This window comes from Lacihabitans soyangensis (assembly GCF_024343775.1).
Classification (GTDB): Bacteria; Bacteroidota; Bacteroidia; order Cytophagales; family Spirosomataceae; genus Leadbetterella; species Leadbetterella soyangensis.
The window spans coordinates 151,064-170,331 of record NZ_RJUF01000001.1 but is presented as its reverse complement, the minus strand read 5'-3'; the positions used below and the strand labels follow the sequence as shown (position 1 = coordinate 170,331).

Here is a 19,268-nt window from a genome sequence, read left to right as displayed (position 1 = left end):
AAATCCTCTTCGCTTATCCTCAAAAGCAGCGTGTCATTTGCAAAAACCACCAAAATGCCCTAAATTTCAACAAATAATGGTTTTGGAATGGCTCTTGGGAGACGGATACTCTTATTTCTTGTGTTTTGGATTGTTTCTCAATCTACTGTATCGGCCTACATTTTTATAAAAAACCAAGGACAATGGCCTTCTGAGGTACTTTACAGAACTTCCATTCCTTCAGGACAGCTTTGGATTACCCGAAATGGCTTGGTCTATCAACTATATGAGGCGGAAAACTCTCCGCATTTTTCATCGGATAGGCAAGGCCGGAAATCATTTTCTACCCAAAATATCAGTTTAGAATTTAAAAACATTTGCCAATTCTCAAAAAAAGAAAAAGCTGTGGATCAGACTTTTAACTTTTTTATTGGTCAAAATAAAGACGAATGGAAGTCGAACGTTCCAGCTTTTGAAGAGATTTTACTTGAAAATGTTTTCGATGGTATCGATTTTAGAATGTATTCTGCGGATCAATCACTTAAATATGAGTATATTGTGAAACCTGGAGCTGATGCCAGTCAAATAAAATTCAAATACGAAGGTGCCAATGAAACCCTGATCCAAAAGAATGAATTGATATTGAAAACTAACTTTGGTCTCATCAAAGAATTCCAGCCTTTTACTTACCAAAGCACAAACAACCAGAAAAAACCTATAAAGTCAAGTTTTAAAATGACCGATGATTATATTTCTTTTCAATTGGCGGAATACAATCATAATCAAGAACTTATTATAGACCCTGAGTTGGTCTTTAGTACGTATACAGGATCATTATCAGACAATTGGTCGCATACAGCAACTTACGATTCTAAAGGAAATACTTACGCTGCCGGTACTGTATTTGGGGTAAATTTTCCCGTTTCCATTAACGCCTACCAACCAAAATCTGGAGGAACAACTACTCCAACGGATGTAGGCTACAGAACCGATGTAGTGATTGTTAAATATTCGGATGATGGAAGTAAAATTCTTTACTCCACATTTTTGGGAGGAAACGAATCAGAAGTTCCGCATAGCTTAATTGTGAACTCCAAAGATGAGCTTGTTGTTTTTGGCACTACCTCATCCTCCAATTTCCCAACTACGTCCGTCAGTTTCGACCAAACCTTCAATGGCGGTACATTTCTAAACGGCCCACCTATTACTACTAATATTGCGTTTTATTCAGGAACCGATATTTTCGTTAGCGTACTTTCTGTAAATGGCGACCGCCTTTTGGGATCTACCTATATCGGAGGAAGCGAAAACGACGGAATTCATGATTTTAGAGCGTTGGAAATACAAAACTATGGTGACGAGTTTCGTGGAGAAGTGTATGTAGACGCAGCGGATAATATATATGTGGCGAGTGTAAGTACGTCAGCAAATTTTCCAATAGCAGGAACCACTCAAACCAAAAAATCGACATACGATGCGGTTGTTTTCAAACTCAACAATTACTGTAATCAGCTGTTGTTCAGTACTTTTATTGGTGGAAATAACTACGATGCAGCATATGGAATAAGAGTGGATAAGTCTAATAATATTTATGTTTGTGGTGTCACTTTAAGTAAGGATTTTCCAATAACGAGCCAAGGTTTTAGAAAAACTTTTGGCGGCGATACAGAAGGATTTATCATAAAAATTGAAAATAATAGACTTACGGCCTCCACTTTTATTGGCACCTCGAAAGGAGATTTGGCACATCTGATTGACCTAGACTTAGAGAGAAATGTATATACTTTAGGCTCAACCTTGGGCGAATATCCGGTAACGAGTGGGCTTTACCAAAATGCCAAAAGTGGGCAGTTTGTGCAAGTTTTATCAAATAATCTATCGAGTTCTAAATTTTCTTCGATTTTCGGGACTGGCAGGTCGTTTGGAACAGTTGATTTGGTACCGACGGCATTTATGGTGAGTGATTGCGGCAATATTTATGTTTCTGGCTGGGGAGGAAGAGTAAACTCAGAAAACGGTTATAACAAAAATAGCACCACAAAAGGCCTTCCGATTACAGAAAATGCCTTCAAAAAATCTACTTCAGGAAGTAATTATTATTTTGCTATTTTCGAAAAAGGCTTCAAATCACTGCTTTATGCAACTTATTTTGGTTCAACACCACCAAGCAATGCAGACGAAGAACGTGGTGACCACTTGGATGGAGGAACCTGCCGTTTTGACAAAAACGGTACAATCTATCACTCCGCTTGTGTTTGCAAGGCATTTGGTTTTGTGGAGTTTCCTCTGAAAAATGCCGCTGAGCCTAATCACCGAAATGGCAATTGCAATATGGCGGCATTTAAATTTAATCTTGATGCACTCAATGCCAAATTTGACCTCAAAGACGGCTCAAAAGTAAATCCAACAGAAATATGTGCTCCAACCAAGCTTGATTTTGATAACAATTCTGTTGGAGGCGAAACCTTCGAATGGTATGTCAACAACGCAAAAGTATCCACTGCAGAAAACATTAATTACACTTTCACGGATTCTGGTCAGTATAAAATAAAACTCGTAGCCTACAACAAGGTAACCTGCAAGGCCGTGGATTCCACTTTCAGAACCTTAAAAGTAAAATCTTTCAATCATTCCGTTTCCAACGACACCACAGTTTGTCCTGGTGCCCAGGTTTTCATGAATGCATCTGGGGGAAAAACATACAAATGGTCTCCAAGTCAATTTTTTCCAAATTCTTCAAAAGACAGTGTAAGCACCAAAGTTCAAAACACGCAGATTTTCACTGTGGAGATTTCAAACCAGGAATGTAGCATCAAAAAAGATATTAAAGTAACTGTTGAAAATACCAAAACAGATTTCGGAGCAACTAACAATTCCACTATTTGTAAAGGAAATAAAATCAGCTTAAATGCTTCAGGACTAGCGGATAAATTTGTCTGGTCAGGCGAGGGCATTTCTGACTCTACCAAGGCATCAATCACTATAAACCCAAAAAAAACAAGTACTTACATCGTAAAAGCATTCTATTCAGATGGATGTAACCCTCAAAAGGCAGTAACCGTGACTGTCGACGAGAGTGTAAAACTTGACTTTGATTATGAATACAAATTTGCCTGTCATAAACCGTCTGAGATAATTTTCAACAATAAAAGCACGGGGGCTACCAGCTACATTTGGAAAATTGGCGAAAACCCAGAAACAACCGACATTTCCACTTTTTCGGTAAAGAACAATCTGACAACTTTTCTCACATTGAAAGGTCTGAGCAATGCTGGTTGTGCATTTGAAACCACCCGAAGCATTGACTTGAAAACTTTCGACGGAATAATTCCGAATGTAATTACACCTAACAATGACAAAAAAAATGATACTTTTGTAGTTGGATATCCTTCAAGTGCATTACAAATTTTTAACGCTTGGGGAAAAAAAGTTTTTGAGGATTTCAACTATCAGAACGATTGGGGAAATAAAACAAACGCTGGAACGTATTATTATTTACTAACTATACCCGACGGTCAAGTCTGTAAAGGATGGCTAGAGGTTTTAAACTAATCAACAATAACATGAAAAATTTATTTATCACGATTCTATTCTTGGGTTTAACCAGTGTCGCTTTCGGTCAGAAATATGATGCATTTGGCAAGAAAATTAAACCAAAAGGATCAACAGAGGCTGCTTCTTTAAAAGGTAAAACAACGTTTGAGCCTGCACCTGTGAAAATTGAAGGAGAAGTGGAGTCGGTTTGTCAGGCTGCGGGATGTTGGATGAAAATCAAAACTGCTGATGGCCAAACCATGCGAGTAACCTTTAAAGACTACGGTTTTTTTGTACCAAAAGACATTGCAGGCAAAAAAGTCATCTTTGAGGGAATACCTGCTGTAAAAACCACCAGTGTGGCGGAATTACAACATTACGCTGAAGACGCAGGTAAATCAAAAGAAGAAATTGCGAAAATTACTACACCAAAAACTGAGCTAACTTTTGTAGCAGATGGTGTTTTAGTACCTAAAAACTAAATATTTTTTAAAGATAGAAATAACCCATTCACGAGATGCTGGATGGGTTATTTTTTTGTTGTATCGAACCAAATGAACAATCCTTTCATAGCTTTGTTACACTTTCAAACCTTAATAAATTAAAATCTTAAATGAAAAATTGTTTTACTTTCTTAAACTTCGCGATAACCTTATTTTTCTCCATTGTTTCTTACTCCCAAAAAACGGATTTCGTTTATGGAGATGCTTTACCTGATGCCCCGTCATTGTCAGCCCGAGGTGAATATAAAGTTGGGGTTAAAACGCTGGAATTCACAAATTCTAACCAAATTGATATCTTAAAATCTAAAGGTGAACAAACCGCTTTTTATGACCGAAAATTAAAAATTGAGGTATGGTATCCTGCAACACTTGTTTCCGATCAAAAGGAACTAGTGGTCTATGACGAGGTAATGGGTTCGTCCAATGACCCCAAAAGGCCAATTATTCCATTTACGTTTCAGGGACGAGCCGCAAGAGATGCCAAACCTTTGACCACAGAGGGCAAATTCCCACTCGTAATTGTTTCTCATGGCTACTTGGGTTCAAGATTACTGCTGACCTATTTGACTGAAAATCTGGCATCTAAAGGCTATATTGTCGTAGCTATTGACCATATGGAATCTACTTTTAGAGATGCTGCAGGTTTCCCAAGTACACTGCTGAATCGTTCAAAGGACATCATTTTTGTACTGAATCAGATGGCAGCTCTCAATCAATCGAAAGATGCTTTGAAAGGATTAATTGACGTAGACCAAACAGGTTTGATAGGTTATTCTATGGGTGGATATGGTGTTTTGAATGTTGCTGGAGCAGGTTACAGTGACAATTCTCTTAAATTATTTGGAGCTTTGACAGGCGGTAGCAAAGCTTTGGAGAGCAGACTGGGCTCAAATGCCGAATACAAGACAAGCATAGATGCTAGAATAAAAGCAGTAGTGGCATTTGCTCCTTGGGGAATGGAACGTGGAGTTTGGGATGCTGAAAGTTTGAAAGGCTTAAAAATCCCGACTTTCTTTTTTGCTGGAAGTCAAGACGATATATCGGGTTATGAAAAAGGTATTAAAGCCATATATAATGGTGCAATAAATACTGACAGATATATGCTTACCTATATGAATGCCCGCCACAATGTAGCTCCTAATCCTCCTCCAGCGGAGTCGCTTCAGCCAGGTTTACACATTGATGAATACTATAGATATGCCGAGCCCGCTTGGAATGAAAAACGTATCAATAACATCAATCAGCACTTTGTAACGGCATTTTTGGGAATCCATTTAAAACAAAAAGATTTCGGGAAATATCTAAATCTACCGCAAGATTCCAATGCCAAAACTTGGGAAGGATTTAAGCCTCGATCATCTGTAGGTTTAGAACTTTTGCACGCTTTGCCTGAGGGGAAATGAGTTCCGTTTTTAGAGCACGCTAATTACGCAGATTCCTGCGGAAACGCTGATTTACACGGATTTTTCCAAGAATCTGTGTAAATCAGATCAGGAATAATTGTATTGACCATTTAATATTGATACACCTTCCCGGTTTTTAGCCATGTTAACTAATTCTTTTTGGAAATCATCTATTGCACTGGGAACAATAATTATTTCTACCTTAAGTTTATCTTTTTCCTCTGGTCGATATTCTGTTGATACATTTTCCTCTAGCATTATTTCAACTCCTATTTGACCTGCAGAATCAATTTTGTAGAATCTCATCGAAAAGAATGAATAACTATCCTTTTTGCCAGCCTCGTAAAAAAGTTCTTGATTCACGCTTGGATACCCTTCTAACCTTCTTGCAAAATTAAATAAAGTCTCAGGAGTGTCATAAACTTCCGTTATACCGCTATAACGTCCGTTAGAAACTTTTACACTCAATTCAAGCACATCATCATCTTTCCAAATGACTTTAAGTTCTAAATAAGATTTTCTAAAATCACTATCCATAAAATTGTTTTGCGATTTTTGTAAAATATTTGAATATAAAAATTACTATCTTAAAATAAATATTCAGTTTACACCTTCTCCAACTCCCCTAACCTTTCTTTCAATTGGTTCATTTCGTCTCTGAATCGGGCTGCTTGAAGGAAATCTAGATCTGAAGCCGCCTTTTCCATTTTGGCTTTGGCCTCTTTGAAAAGTATTTCTAACTGAGGTTTGCCCATGTACGCCATTATTGGATCGGCTGCTAGGCTGATTCTTTCAGGCTCCACATAGTAGCCTTTTGTAGAAGGTTTGAAGTCGGCAATTGAGGTTTGTTCCATAATGGCCTCCTTGCTTTTCAGAATAGTGGTTGGGGTAATTCCGTTAGCTTCGTTATATTCTATTTGTATAATTCTACGCCTATTGGTCTCATCTATAGCCTTTTGCATAGAACCTGTCATCCGGTCGGCGTACATGATCACTTTTCCGTTAGAGTTCCTTGCAGCCCTACCAATCGTTTGTATCAATGAACGAATATCTCTCAAAAAGCCCTCTTTATCGGCATCCATAATGGCCACTAAAGACACTTCAGGTAAATCCAATCCTTCACGCAAAAGGTTAACCCCCACCAAAACGTCAATCACTCCCAAACGCAATTCACGCAAAATCTCCACCCTTTCCATCGTCTTAATTTCGGAGTGAATGTAGCGTCCTTTTATACCGACTCTTTCTAAATATTTGCTCAATTCCTCAGCCATGCGTTTGGTAAGTGTAGTTACCAACACTCGCTCATCTTTTTTGATTCTGCCGTTTATTTCATCTAAAAGATCGTCAATTTGATTCAAACTCGGTCTTACGTCAATTTCAGGATCCAAAAGTCCGGTTGGTCTGATGATTTGCTCCACCACTACCCCACCCGCAAGATTAAGCTCATAGTCTGATGGTGTGGCACTTACAAAAATTGTTTGTGGGGTTAGGCTTTCAAATTCCTGAAAAGTAAGCGGGCGATTATCCATGGCTGAAGGCAACCTAAAGCCATATTCTACCAAGGCAGTTTTTCTTGATCTATCTCCGCCATACATGGCTCTGATTTGCGGCATGCTTACATGACTTTCGTCCACCACCAAAAGAAAATCCTCTGGAAAATAATCCAAAAGGCAGAAAGGACGTTCACCTGCTTTGCGTTTGTCAAAATACCTCGAATAGTTCTCTATACCGCTGCAATAGCCCAATTCACGCATCATTTCCAAGTCAAATTCCGTTCTTTCTTGAATTCTTTGAGCTTCCAACACACGACCTTCGCTTTCAAAATATTTAATTTGTGCCACCAAATCATCTTGAATCTGTTTTATAGATTCCTGCATGACTTCCTTACCTGTGACAAACAAGTTAGCTGGCGGAATCACGATTTTAGGCTCTGACCTTATTTTTTTCCCAGAGGTCGGCTCGATCATCTGAATTTCTTCGATATCATCACCGAAAAAGATAATTCTAAAAGCAAAATCGGCATAACCAGGGTAGACATCCACTGTGTCACCTTTCACCCTGAAAGTGCCTCTATTGAACTCTACTTCGGTACGTGAATAAAGTATCTCTACCAATTTATATAAAAACTTATTGCGGCTTATTACATCACCAACAGCAACTTTGATAATACTTTGCTTAAACTCATTGGGATTTCCAGCACCATAAATACATGATACAGAAGCTATAACCACAATATCCCTCCTACCTGACATCAAAGATGAAACAGTTGACAATCGCAACCTATCTATTTCCTGATTGATCATCAGGTCTTTTTCTATGTAAGTATTGGTAGAAGCTATAAAAGCCTCAGGTTGATAATAATCGTAGTAAGAAATGAAATATTCAACAGCATTTTCAGGAAAAAACTGCTTGAACTCCCCGTAAAGCTGAGCAGCAAGGGTTTTATTGTGACTCAAAATCAGAATCGGTCTATCGAGCTGCTGAATAACATTAGCAATGGTAAAGGTTTTACCGCTTCCTGTAACTCCCAAAAGGACGTTAGATCTTTCACCAGCTTCTATAGCATTCACCAGTTGTGCTATGGCTTGCGGTTGGTCGCCTGTGGGTTTAAAATCAGATATTAGCGAAAAACTCATAGTTCAGAAATTATAGTCAAATATACTTCAATATGATTTAAACAAAAAATTAGCGTAAAAAGGCTAAAAAAATTGGCATTTATTTTATCCTTCAAATAAGTTTGTGAGAAACATCATACCTTTTGCAACGTTATTAGTCTAAATTTGCTCATTATTAAAAACTACAACAGTATGAAAAAGTTAATACTCGCAATTTTTAGCTTAGGCACATTTGCCACTTCGGCTCAACAAAATGAAGAAAAACCTTTAAAAATCTTTAAATTTCAGCCTTTCAGCTTGGTGACTGGCTCAATGAACTTTGGCGAAGAAATTTTCAACAAATCAAGAACCAGGAGCACGGTGATAGGTTTAGGCATCCGATATATTAATCGAAAAAACGACATTTATGACAGCTATGGCACCATTTCGGCCTACAAACAAAACTCCAAATGGCAAGGAGCCACTTTTAGTGTTGAAAGAAGGTTCTACGTACCTGGCTTTTTCTCTGGCGATAAATACAGCTTTATCAATGATAAATCGAAATTCGGCGTTTATCTTTCTCCTGGTCTCAAAGTAGAATACAACGTAAACGACTATGATAAGGGCGGATTTTATTACCTGACCGATAGCACAAAGCCGAATAACATGGTCTCCAAGTTTTACCGTAACTCCGGTAGAATTTCTTACCTAGGCCTATTGCCAAATATGAATATCGGCTTGCAGTATACTATTTTCCAAAATCTCTACATTGATACCTATATTGGTGGTGGTATCAGGTTCTTGTCACAAAAAAAATCGAAGGAAGTGAAAGACACCGTTCCTCAGAATGGCAACTTCACTGGTTATTATGGAGGTAATGAGAATGGGGCATTAACCACATTTGTGATCAGAGAGGGTGTTCAACCTAACTTCGGTTTTGCTTTAGGCCTCAATTTTTAAAAATTTGGTTGCCTTCAAATTTCTTTTTTCCTAAATTGCTCTCAGATACCCTAATGATGGAATGTTAAAAAATCTGAGAAGATTTTCGGCCTATTTGCACGCAGGAGCGAGTTTAAAAATGATTTTGCTGGCCTTTTTTTCACAAGTGATTTTTGCGGTTTTTATTATTCCAAAAATGGCCACACTTATCAATCCATTGCAAAATCAGGTATTGTTAGAGATGCGATTCGGGTACAACATTCAGCAGTTTTACAACTTGATGGATTCGCTAGGTGAAACAGGTAGATTTTATTACAAAATTTACGTCTTTTTTATTGATTTGTTGTATCCAGTCATTTATTGTATTTCTTATAGTTTGCTCCTGAGTCTGTTTTTTAGAAATTCGTTTTCAAGCAGTCATTACTTTCAACTGTTTAACGTTTTCCCTTTTCTGATAGGCTTTGCCGATGTTTTTGAAAATCTAAGTGTTGGTTATCTTCTCCTTATTTATCCCGAAAAAATAAACTTCCTGGTAAAATTGGCCTCCTCTTTCAGCCTATTGAAATGGGGGTTTACGATGTACAACATTCTCCTGATGCTAACCGGTTTGTTCGCATGGGGTTTTAGAACGCTTCTGAAAGCCAAAAAATAAATTAACGAAGTGCAAACTTTTTACCCGGACTTTGTTTCACCAAATCAGCAAATTCGAGATTTAATAAAATAGATGCCAATTTGTTGAGATGGATCTGTGAGTGCCAACTGAGATCATCAATGAGCATTTCGCCGTTTTGCATCAACAAACTGAGCACTTTGCTTTCTTCTTGCGTATATTTTGAAAGGTCTAATACTTCCTTTTCAACCACCTTAACTTCCTGATTGTCAGTATCCCATTTCATCCATTCCACAAAATCTTGGGTATTGGTAAAAATCTGGGCTTTGTTGTTCGATACCAAGTAATTAGGTCCTTCAGAATATTTATTAAAAATGCCGCCGGGTATCGCAAAAACCTCCTTATTGTAATTGTTAGCGTATTCAGCAGTCACCATTGAACCGCCCTTTCGAGCAGATTCTACCACTATCGTTGCATCGGCCAAAGCTGCAATTATTCTATTTCGGGCCACGAAAAACGAGGGTTTGGTTTCAGTACCAAATGGCTGTTCTGATATCAAAAGACCAGTTTCTTCTATCTCCAAAGCTACTTTTTTATGAGAACTCGGATAAACGGTCTCCAAACTATTAGCCAGCACGCCCACTGTTGAAAGTCCGTTTTTCAAAGCAGCTTTATGGGCAGCAATATCAATACCGTAAGCCAAACCGCTCACTATCTGTACATTGTGTTCTTTTAGTGAAGCAACAATTTCTTCCGTAGATTTTTTTCCGTAATCCGAAGCATCTCTTGTACCGACAATGGCCAAGGTTTTTGGATACTCCAAATGCCCTTTTCCTTTAAAAAACAAAATCGGTGGAGCTTCAAAAATCCCCTTAAGTTTTTTGGGATATTCGTCTTGTTTAAAGGTAACAATTCTAATGTTGTTTTTGGCACTCTGACTAACAATTGTCTCTGCCTGAATGAGGGCTTCCTCATTTTCCTTGATTTTGGCAAGGGTAAATTTACCCATGTTGGGTACTTTCAAAAGCTTGGCTGAAGGAGTTTCAAAAACCTCCTTGGCACTTCCAAAAGTATTGAGAAGCTGCTTAAACATCACACCTCCAATGCCTTCGGTTTTGCTCAAGGCAATTTCGTATATCAAATCTTGTTGCATAGATTCACTTTTCTAATCCTACTTTTATATATTCTAGGGTTTTTCTGATTTCTTTCAAACGCGATACCACCTCCTCATTTACAGACTCTTTCACCTCCTTGGTTTTGAGTTTTTCTTTAGCACCGTCTATGGTAAAGCCTTCTTTGTGAATCAAATCCACAATTTTCTGAAGCTTTTCTATATCTGAATGTGAGAATTTTCGGTTTTTCCCTACCTTCAAAATATTCATTCTAAAAGTACGAACGTAGAAATCCACCGTAGTGACCGGAATCTCCAATTGTTGTGCGACTTCGTCCGTACTAAAAAACAATTTCATTTGACCTTAACCGATTTTTTTTTCAAATCTACAATTATTTGTTGGAGTTCTGCAAATTTGGTGGAGTCAGATTCGAAATCGTTCAATGCCAAAAATACTTTTTTCAAGTCTGGAATCTGTTTCAATACCTCGGCTCCAGAGGTGATTTTATTGTTTGAAATATCCAAATCGGTCAGGTGAGGCACAGTTTTGAGTGCAGCAGGAACCGATTCTAATAGATTAAAACCCAAATCTAGATTTTCAATATTAGGAGGTAAAAAATTAACTAAGCTCAATTTGTTATGGTGTGCATACAATATTTTGAGGTTGGGCAATTCTTGAAACGTACTCGGAAATTCCCAAAGATTATTGTTTGAAACCGCCAATGTTTGCAGGTTTTTTAGATTTACAATATTTTGAGGAAGGAAATTCAGCTGATTGTGGTAAAGGTCCAAAATCTGGAGATTCTCAAGTAGACCAATATTCTCAGAGAGCGAAGTGATTTGATTATTATAAAAATTCAGAAGTTCGAGAGACTTCAATTTTTTAAATCTAATGCCAATCGTGTTTTGAATAAAATTATTGGCCAAATGAATATCTTTCAGCCTTTTATTTCTTTGAATTCTTTTCGGAAAAGCCTCAAATGCATTATCACTCAAACTGAGCATCTGCACATGCTTATTCCTATTTATTTTTATCGAATTCTCGCTCAACAAATTTTCCGAAAGAACGATTTTCTTCAATTTTGGCAACTTTTTGGCATTTAATCTAAATACCTCAAACTCATTTTTGCTCAAATCTAATTCTTCCAGATTTTTGAAATCATATATCTCATTTGGAAGTTTTTTCAAACCCAAATGACTCAAATTCAATACCTTATCGGTATTCTTTTTCGTTTTTAAAATTTCTGATACTCTGTATTCAGCACTTTCACTTTTTGACAAATACTGATTCAATCGTAATCCTCCGGAAATTTCGTACGGACGCATGGGATGATAATAGAATTTGGTATTTTTCAAAATATCTCTAAATAATTTATCTAATTGGATAGCTAAAGTATTAGATTGTGGGTCGAAATACTCAAATTCAAATCTTGTTTTTCCACCATCAATTGTCTGAACATATCTCCCAAAATAGTATTTTAGGCTATCAGCCACATTGTTTTTGTTAACATAAATGTGATAATTTAAACTAACCTCAGGGTTTTGTAACGGTATAAATTGATTTTCTCTTTTCAAGGATATCATTAGCCTCTTTTGCACCAAACCGTTATTTTTCCAAATTCCTTTATTGACTTCGTCATCCGGTTTAATCTTAGTCTTAAACTTTAGTAAGCGGTCATAAGCTTCTTGATTTTCTATGAATATGATTTTTTGAGAAAAACTGGTGAGGATGCAGAATTGTAAAAAGGCACAAACAAGCAGTGTTTTCATCGAGATTTTGGTTTAGAATTTAAACTTAAAACTAATTTCTTAGTTTTAAAAGAATATTCAAGGAATTATTCCTAAAATGACCAAAAAAGTCTAATTTTGCACCTCTTTTATCAGAAATAAATATACTTTTTATATGACTTCGCATCAGATCAGGAAAGCATTCTTAGATTTTTTTGTTTCAAAAGGCCATTTAATTGTTCCTTCTGCCCCATTGGTGGCTAAAAACGACCCTACCTTGATGTTCAACAACTCAGGAATGGCTCAGTTTAAGGACTTTTTCTTGGGCAATGGTACTCCGCCAAAATCTAGAATAGCCGACACCCAGAAATGCCTGCGAGTAAGTGGTAAACACAACGACTTGGAAGAAGTAGGTTTCGACACTTACCACCACACCATGTTCGAGATGTTGGGCAACTGGTCTTTTGGCGATTATTTTAAAAAAGAAGCTTTAACTTGGTCGTGGGAATTGTTGACAGAAGTTTACAAATTACCTAAAGACAGAATCTATGTATCTGTTTTTCAAGGAGATGAAAAAGATGGTGTTCCGTTTGACCAAGAAGCATTTGACATTTGGAAAGAAATCATCGGTGATGAGGACAGAATCATTCTAGGAAACAAAAAAGACAATTTCTGGGAAATGGGCGATATCGGTCCATGTGGCCCATGCTCTGAAATCCACATTGACCTCCGTAACCAAGAGGAAATTGACATTATAGGAGGTAAAGAATTGGTTAACAACGATCATCCTCAAGTGGTAGAAATCTGGAACAACGTCTTTATGCAGTTTGAGCGTAAAGCCGATGGCTCTCTCCTACCGCTTCCTGCCAAACATGTAGACACTGGAATGGGTTTTGAGCGTCTTTGTATGGCCATTCAAGGCAAAAAATCAAACTACGATACTGATATTTTTCAAAATACCATTTCGGTAATAGAAGAACTTTCAGGCAAAAAATATGGTGTAAATGGCACTTTACGTTCAGATAACTACGTAGATGTGGCCATGAGAGTAATCTCAGATCACTTGAGAGCCGTGAGTTTTGCCATTGCCGATGGACAATTACCGTCTAATGCCAAAGCAGGCTATGTCATCCGCCGAATATTGAGAAGAGCCGTTCGTTATGGATATTCATATTTAGATTTCAGAGAGCCATTTATGTGCAAATTGGTACCTGTTTTGGCTACTCAATTTGAGTACGTGTTCCCGGAATTACACGCTCAGGTAGATTTTGTAACCAAAGTGGTGGAAGAAGAGGAAAAAACTTTCTTGCGTACATTGGAACTAGGTTTGAAAAGATTGGATCACATTTTTGCAGATGCCAAAACCATCGAAACCAAAACATTAGACGGCAACACAGTATTCGAACTTTCTGACACTTTCGGCTTCCCGGTTGACCTTACGGCATTGATTGCTCGTGAAAAAGGATTTGCGATAGACGAAGAAGGCTTTAAGAGTGCTTTGGCCGAACAAAAAGCCAGAAGTCGTAAAGATGCTACCAAAGAAGCAGCCGATTGGATAGAATTGGGTGATGTAGACGGTGTAGAGTTTTTAGGCTATGATTTTGAAGAATCACCAGCTCAATTGATGAAATATCGTTCCGTAAAAACAAAGGCTGGGGATGAATTGCATATTGTGTTGGATCAAACGCCTTTTTATGCTGAAATGGGTGGTCAAGTCGGTGATGTGGGAACCATTACTTTTGAACTGAATGGTCAGAACCACACCTTACAAGTGATAGATACTAAAAAGGAAAACGACCTTTTTGTACATATTACCAAAAATAGCAAAATGGTGGACGTCTTGGAACAAACCCAAACTCCTATCAATGTTTTTGCCAAAATAGATTCTGAAAGAAGGAAGGATATTGAGAAAAACCATACCGCTACCCACTTGATGCTATCGGCCATGCGTAAAGTCTTAGGTAACCATGTAGTGCAACGAGGATCTTACCAAAACGACGAAGTAACCCGTTTTGACTTCTCGCATTTCTCTAAGGTAACTGATGAAGAATTGCTACAAATTGAAGACATAGTCAATGAAAAAATCAGAGAAAATATAGCGTTGGACGAAAAACGTAACGTGCCGATTGCCGAAGCCATGAATTTTGGAGCTACCGCCACTTTTGGTGAAAAATATGGTGATTTCGTGCGTGTAATTACTTTTGACCCCAATTTTTCCGTAGAACTTTGTGGTGGAACCCATGTGCCGGCCACGGGCGAAATCGGACTTTTTAAATTCATATCAGAAGGTTCTGTTTCCGCTGGTGTACGCCGTGTAGAGGCCATCACAGGCAAGAAAGCCTTAGAAATGATGAGAAAACAAGGCGAAACTTTGGAACAAATAAAAGGTTTACTCAAGGGTGCTGTAGATTTGCCAAAAGCAATTGAGGCCTTAATCGAAGAAAAGAACCAATTGCAAAGGAAAATTGAAAGTCTTGAAAACGAAAAATTGCAGGTAATCAAAACTGAACTTTTGGGCAAAATCCAAAAGAATGGTGATATCATGTTCATTGCCGAAAAAGTGGAAGTACCTTCGGCTGACAGTTTAAGACAATTGGCCTATGACCTCAAAAAACACATGGAAAATGCCGTGGTGATATTAGGTACAATCATAAACCAAAAGCCGAGTTTGGCAGTTATGATTGACGAGACTTTGGTTGCTGAAAAAAGTCTGAATGCTGGCAATACGGTAAGAGAAGCAGCAAAAGCCATGAAAGGTGGCGGTGGTGGTCAACCACATTTCGCCACAGCAGGCGGAAGCGATGCGGAAGGATTAACCAATGCCATTAACAAAGCAAAGGAGTTGATTTTTGGGTAAAATAAATACTTGAAAAATATTCTAACCGTTTGTGTTTTCAAAAACGAGAATTTGATTCTTTTTTCTTTGCTGGCCTGATTTTACTTACTATTTTTAGGAGCGATTTTATTTTACAACCTTATAATTTTATTAAATTGAAAAGAAGAGACGCATTACAGAGAGTTGCCCTGATGATGGGAGGAGTAGTTTCTGCCCCAACCATGATGGCAATTTTGAATGGTTGCAAAGCATCTGGCGATGCAACATCAGGAGCTGCATTTAGTTTAACCAAAGACTTCCAAGCATTGGTTGCGGAAATAGCCGAGGTAATCATTCCTAAAACTGACACTCCAGGTGCAAAAGACGCTGGCGTGGGTCCATTTGTAGAAATGATGTTAAAAGACTGTTACACCGAAGCTCAACAACAGCATTTCATAAAAGGGTTGGAAGACGTTGAAGCCGAATCAAAAAAGCTTGGTTCTGCATTTGTTGCTTTAGCAGCAGATAAAAAAATCCAAGTAATAGCTACCATGAGAGACAAGGCTAAGGCAGAAAGTGAAAATACTGAGAAAAAAGCCAAACAAGTGGACTCAGAATCTGGCTTAACCAAAGAAAATACAAGTAAAAAAGTTGAACCACCTGTTCCATTCTTTAACCTGATGAAAGAATTGACGGTATTTGGTTTTTTCACTTCAGAACCAGGGGCAACCCAAACGCTTGACTTTGTGCCGATTCCGGGTAGATACGACGGCTGTATAAAAATGGAGCCTGGTCAAAAAGCGTATGCTATTTAATTATTAATCAACCTATTATAAATAAAAAATGAATTTACAAGGTAAAGGCAAAGAGTCTGTAACATACGATGCCATTGTGGTTGGTACAGGTATTTCAGGAGGTTGGGCTGCCAAAGAACTTACAGAAAAAGGACTTAAAGTATTGATGATAGACCGTGGTAGAGACGTAAAACACGTAACTGATTACACCACAGCAATGAAAGAGTCTTGGGAATTTGAACACCGTGGCCGAGTAACAGACCAAGTAAAAAAAGACTACTGGGCAGGTTATAGAACTGGCTACACGGCCAATGAAGAACACAGACATTTCTTTGAGAAAGATATAGATAATCCATATGAAGAAACTCGTCGTTTCGACTGGATCAGAGGTTATCATACAGGAGGACGTTCCTTGCTTTGGGGCCGCCAAAGCTACAGATGGAACGAGCGTGACTTCACTGCCAACCTTGAAGAAGGCGTGGGTATTGACTGGCCAATACGCTACAAAGACTTGGCACCTTGGTATGAGTACGTGGAGAAATTTGCGGGAATTAGCGGCTCGAAAGAAGGTTTGGATGTATTGCCAGATAGTCATTTTCAGCCAGCTATGGAGCTTAACTGTGTTGAGCGTGAGGTAAAAAAAGGCGTAGAAAGTAAATTTGCTGGACGTAAGATAATTGTAGGTCGTGTGGCTCACCTTACGGCTCCTACCGAAGAGCAAACTGCTCTTGGTCGTGGCAAATGCCAATTCAGAAACCGTTGTATGAGAGGTTGTCCTTATGGTGCTTACTTCAGTAGCCAATCGGCGACTATTCCGGCGGCCATGAAAACCAACAATCTTACTTTAGTAAATGATAAAATCGTTTACTCGGTAATATTTGATGATGAAAAAGGCAAAGCCACAGGTGTTAAAGCCATTGACCAGAACACAAAGGAAGAGGTAGAATACTTTGCAAAAATTATATTCTTGAATGCATCTGCTGTGAATTCAGCTTGGATTATGATGCAATCAAAATCAAAAACTCACCCAAATGGACTTGGAAATGCATCGGACCAACTGGGAAGAAACATCATGGACCACCACTTGGGTGTAGGAGCTACAGGTACTTGGGAAGGTTTCGACGACATGTATTATTATGGAAGAAGACCAAACGGTATCTACATTCCACGTTTTACCAACTGGGGCAATGATAAACGTGATTTCTTACGTGGATTCGGTTACCAAGGCGGAGCATCTCGTGGAAGAGCCGAAGACGAGCAAGGCTTTGGTGCTGGTTTCAAAAATGCACAAACCAAACCAGGTCCATGGAGTGTTAATATCATGGGCTTTGGGGAAACTCTTCCAGATCCAACCAATAAATTTACGCTAACAGACAAAAAAGATAAATGGGGCTTACCGATTATCGATTTTGATGCAGCTTGGGGTAAAAACGAGTGGAAAATGAGAGAGGCCATGGAAAAGGAGGCAAAAGACATGCTTGAAGCCGCTGGCGTGAAAAACGTGACCACTTACCATGACAAAGAAAAAGCACCAGGTATCGGTATTCACGAAATGGGAACTGCCAGAATGGGTAGAGACGCCAAAACTTCGGTTCTGAACGCAAACAACCAAGTGTGGGGAGCACCAAACGTATTCGTTACAGACGGAGCAGCCATGGTATCAGCATCTTGCGTAAACCCGTCGTTGACTTATATGGCACTTACAGCCAGAGCGGCAGACTTTGCTGTGAAAGAATTAAAGAAGATGAATCTGTAAGGATTTTTTCTGTAAATAATTGAAAGCCACCTCTTGGGGTGGCTTTTTTTTGTTTGAAATGCTTAGTTTTTTTTAACTAATAATTTAGTCAAAAACTATTTGTTCTTTTTTGATTTTCGATAGATATTATTTACTTTCGACAAATGGTACTCAGACGGGCCTAAATTTTAATTTCCAATCGCTAAACAATTCATTACAATGTCCAGAGTTATGTCTAATTTTTTGAAAAAACAATCCGCATCTTTCTTTGCTAAAAACAATCTAATACTTCTTCTTTTTCTATTGGTCACGGCCAGCTCGGCCTTTTCGCAAAAAGTCAATATTAAAGGTAGCTTCTGGGATGACAGCAACGGAGTTGATCTAAAAACACAGGTTTATGGCATCAAAGATGGTCAAAAGATACATTTGGCAGAAACGGATACTAAGAACCTTTTCGATTTCAAACTGCCAACGGATATACAAGCATTGATTTTTGAAAGTGCGGGTTATGATGTTGTTACTTTTCCTGTTCACTTTGTTGGGAGGTTTAACAAAACAAGCTTAGCCAACTTCAGTATTAGTAGTAAAGGGGTCTTTTACCAGTTACAATTTAAAGACCTCTTGATTTTTTGTCTTCCTATTACACATCAAAAAGGAAACAAATATAAACTTTTGACAGTAAGAAAAGACACAATATTTAGAAATATGGATTTTACAATTCTTGTCGAGAATAAACAAAGCACTAATTATCCAATCTTCGAAAAATCACTTCGAAATCAGCATAAAGTACTTACTACAAATGCCAAAAATGAAATAATTCAAGAAGATAATTTCTTAGCAAACAGAGGTTTAACTTTTGTGGATATAAATACTTATCCAACTGAAATAATGCAAGAGTTAGACCAGCAGAACGTCCTAGCCGAAATCTCAGAAAAAGAAGACAAAACTGAACCTAGTATTGATGCAAAAAACAATCTCCCTTACAGCACTTTCGGCAGTAGAAATCTGTATTTCGATCAAAGTAAATTTGAGTTAAAATCCGAAAACAAATTGGTTTTAGATAGCTTGTCATGGTATCTACAACAGAAACTGGATGCCAGAATTAACATTACCGGTTTCACCGATAACGTTGGTAAAGAAGAACTTAACGCCACCTTGGCTAGATATAGGGCACAAGTAGTTGCCACCTATCTAAAAAGTAAGGGCGTACATACCAATCAGTTGTTGCTAAAATCGAATACCAAACAAAATATCTATGAAAATCATAACGCAGACGTCGAAAAACAAAGAAAAGTACAATTGACAGAAATATATTGAAAAGGAGATATCATTAGAATAACCTTTTAAAAACGACCTAAGCAGCAGACTTTGCAGTGAAAGAACTAAAGAAAATGAATCTGTAATGATTTGTTGCTTTAAATATTTGGAAGCCACCTCTTGGGGTGGCTTTTTTTTTGTTTCTGTATAAAACATTCAAAAGGCACAGCCTCAAAATGTTAATGAAAAGAAAACGGCGATTAGAA

Annotated in this window: 14 protein-coding genes; 9 read left to right on the top strand and 5 right to left on the bottom strand. The window is 38.0% G+C overall.

Annotation, left to right across the window (positions count from 1 at the left end; genetic code table 11):
- Positions 1-87 precede the first annotated feature (87 nt).
- The 3 genes from EGI31_RS00755 (at position 88) to EGI31_RS00745 (ending at position 5,419) form a co-directional block, all read left to right on the top strand.
- A complete protein-coding gene (locus EGI31_RS00755; RefSeq protein WP_255035205.1) occupies positions 88-3,531 on the top strand; it encodes a DUF7948 domain-containing protein in 3,444 nt (1,147 codons plus the stop codon).
- An 11-nt stretch (positions 3,532-3,542) separates the two neighbouring features.
- Positions 3,543-3,995, top strand: coding sequence for a DUF4920 domain-containing protein (locus EGI31_RS00750; RefSeq protein ID WP_255035204.1), 453 nt, complete (start codon positions 3,543-3,545; stop codon positions 3,993-3,995).
- Positions 3,996-4,126: 131 nt separating this feature from the next.
- Complete coding sequence (locus EGI31_RS00745; protein ID WP_255035203.1) at positions 4,127-5,419, top strand: alpha/beta hydrolase family protein; 1,293 nt, start codon at positions 4,127-4,129, stop codon at positions 5,417-5,419.
- Positions 5,420-5,506: 87 nt separating this feature from the next.
- Here the strand turns inward: EGI31_RS00745 and EGI31_RS00740 are convergent, their stop codons facing one another.
- Positions 5,507-5,956: a hypothetical protein gene (locus tag EGI31_RS00740; RefSeq protein WP_255035202.1), complete on the bottom strand. Its 450-nt coding sequence runs from the start codon at positions 5,954-5,956 to the stop codon at positions 5,507-5,509.
- 68 nt (positions 5,957-6,024) lie between these two features.
- A complete protein-coding gene (gene uvrB / locus EGI31_RS00735; protein WP_255035201.1) occupies positions 6,025-8,055 on the bottom strand; it encodes an excinuclease ABC subunit UvrB in 2,031 nt (676 codons plus the stop codon).
- A gap of 171 nt (positions 8,056-8,226) precedes the next feature.
- Here uvrB and EGI31_RS00730 point away from each other — a divergent pair, with 171 nt between their 5' ends.
- Together EGI31_RS00730 and EGI31_RS00725 are read left to right on the top strand one after the other, a co-directional pair.
- Positions 8,227-8,973 carry a hypothetical protein gene (locus EGI31_RS00730; RefSeq protein ID WP_255035200.1) on the top strand — a complete coding sequence of 249 codons (747 nt, stop codon included), beginning with the start codon at positions 8,227-8,229 and terminating at the stop codon, positions 8,971-8,973.
- 61 nt (positions 8,974-9,034) lie between these two features.
- Positions 9,035-9,604 (top strand): hypothetical protein, encoded by a 570-nt coding sequence (locus EGI31_RS00725; protein WP_255035199.1) that lies wholly within the window; start codon positions 9,035-9,037, stop codon positions 9,602-9,604.
- A 1-nt stretch (position 9,605) separates the two neighbouring features.
- On the opposite strand, the gene dprA is transcribed toward EGI31_RS00725, so the two are convergent.
- Genes dprA through EGI31_RS00710 form a run of 3 tightly spaced genes read right to left on the bottom strand, consistent with a single transcriptional unit; the run spans position 9,606 to position 12,443 of the window.
- Positions 9,606-10,715, bottom strand: a complete 1,110-nt coding sequence (gene dprA / locus EGI31_RS00720) for a DNA-processing protein DprA (RefSeq protein ID WP_255035198.1) — start codon at positions 10,713-10,715, stop codon at positions 9,606-9,608.
- Positions 10,716-10,719: 4 nt separating this feature from the next.
- Entirely contained in the window at positions 10,720-11,031 is a 312-nt protein-coding gene (locus EGI31_RS00715; RefSeq protein ID WP_255035197.1) for a MerR family transcriptional regulator, read from the bottom strand.
- Complete coding sequence (locus EGI31_RS00710) at positions 11,028-12,443, bottom strand: leucine-rich repeat domain-containing protein (protein ID WP_255035196.1); 1,416 nt, start codon at positions 12,441-12,443, stop codon at positions 11,028-11,030. The genes EGI31_RS00715 and EGI31_RS00710 overlap by 4 nt, the downstream gene beginning before the upstream one ends.
- A 133-nt stretch (positions 12,444-12,576) precedes the next feature.
- Here EGI31_RS00710 and alaS point away from each other — a divergent pair, with 133 nt between their 5' ends.
- The 4 genes from alaS (at position 12,577) to EGI31_RS00690 (ending at position 19,062) form a co-directional block, all read left to right on the top strand.
- Positions 12,577-15,258, top strand: a complete 2,682-nt coding sequence (gene alaS, locus EGI31_RS00705; RefSeq protein ID WP_255035195.1) for an alanine--tRNA ligase — start codon at positions 12,577-12,579, stop codon at positions 15,256-15,258.
- Between the two features lie 134 nt (positions 15,259-15,392).
- Complete coding sequence (locus EGI31_RS00700) at positions 15,393-16,031, top strand: gluconate 2-dehydrogenase subunit 3 family protein (RefSeq protein ID WP_255035194.1); 639 nt, start codon at positions 15,393-15,395, stop codon at positions 16,029-16,031.
- A 28-nt stretch (positions 16,032-16,059) separates the two neighbouring features.
- A complete protein-coding gene (locus EGI31_RS00695) occupies positions 16,060-17,766 on the top strand; it encodes a GMC oxidoreductase (protein WP_255035193.1) in 1,707 nt (568 codons plus the stop codon).
- 210 nt (positions 17,767-17,976) lie between these two features.
- The gene (locus tag EGI31_RS00690) at positions 17,977-19,062 is read left to right on the top strand and encodes an OmpA family protein (RefSeq protein WP_255035192.1); all 1,086 of its coding nucleotides are present in this window, start codon (positions 17,977-17,979) and stop codon (positions 19,060-19,062) included.
- The last annotated feature ends 206 nt before the right edge of the window (positions 19,063-19,268 follow it).

Excerpts from the sequence above, each read along its gene's own strand:
- EGI31_RS00755 (WP_255035205.1), top strand. The coding sequence starts at position 88 with ATGGCTCTTGGGAGACGGATACTCTTATTTCTTGTGTTTTGGATTGTT.
- uvrB (WP_255035201.1), bottom strand. The coding sequence starts at position 8,055 with ATGAGTTTTTCGCTAATATCTGATTTTAAACCCACAGGCGACCAACCG.
- EGI31_RS00695 (WP_255035193.1), top strand. The coding sequence starts at position 16,060 with ATGAATTTACAAGGTAAAGGCAAAGAGTCTGTAACATACGATGCCATT.
- EGI31_RS00740 (WP_255035202.1), bottom strand. The coding sequence starts at position 5,956 with ATGGATAGTGATTTTAGAAAATCTTATTTAGAACTTAAAGTCATTTGG.
- EGI31_RS00715 (WP_255035197.1), bottom strand. The coding sequence starts at position 11,031 with ATGAAATTGTTTTTTAGTACGGACGAAGTCGCACAACAATTGGAGATT.
- EGI31_RS00750 (WP_255035204.1), top strand. The coding sequence starts at position 3,543 with ATGAAAAATTTATTTATCACGATTCTATTCTTGGGTTTAACCAGTGTC.
- EGI31_RS00710 (WP_255035196.1), bottom strand. The coding sequence starts at position 12,443 with ATGAAAACACTGCTTGTTTGTGCCTTTTTACAATTCTGCATCCTCACC.
- EGI31_RS00690 (WP_255035192.1), top strand. The coding sequence starts at position 17,977 with ATGTCTAATTTTTTGAAAAAACAATCCGCATCTTTCTTTGCTAAAAAC.
- EGI31_RS00745 (WP_255035203.1), top strand. The coding sequence starts at position 4,127 with ATGAAAAATTGTTTTACTTTCTTAAACTTCGCGATAACCTTATTTTTC.
- alaS (WP_255035195.1), top strand. The coding sequence starts at position 12,577 with ATGACTTCGCATCAGATCAGGAAAGCATTCTTAGATTTTTTTGTTTCA.
- dprA (WP_255035198.1), bottom strand. The coding sequence starts at position 10,715 with ATGCAACAAGATTTGATATACGAAATTGCCTTGAGCAAAACCGAAGGC.
- EGI31_RS00730 (WP_255035200.1), top strand. The coding sequence starts at position 8,227 with ATGAAAAAGTTAATACTCGCAATTTTTAGCTTAGGCACATTTGCCACT.
- EGI31_RS00725 (WP_255035199.1), top strand. The coding sequence starts at position 9,035 with ATGTTAAAAAATCTGAGAAGATTTTCGGCCTATTTGCACGCAGGAGCG.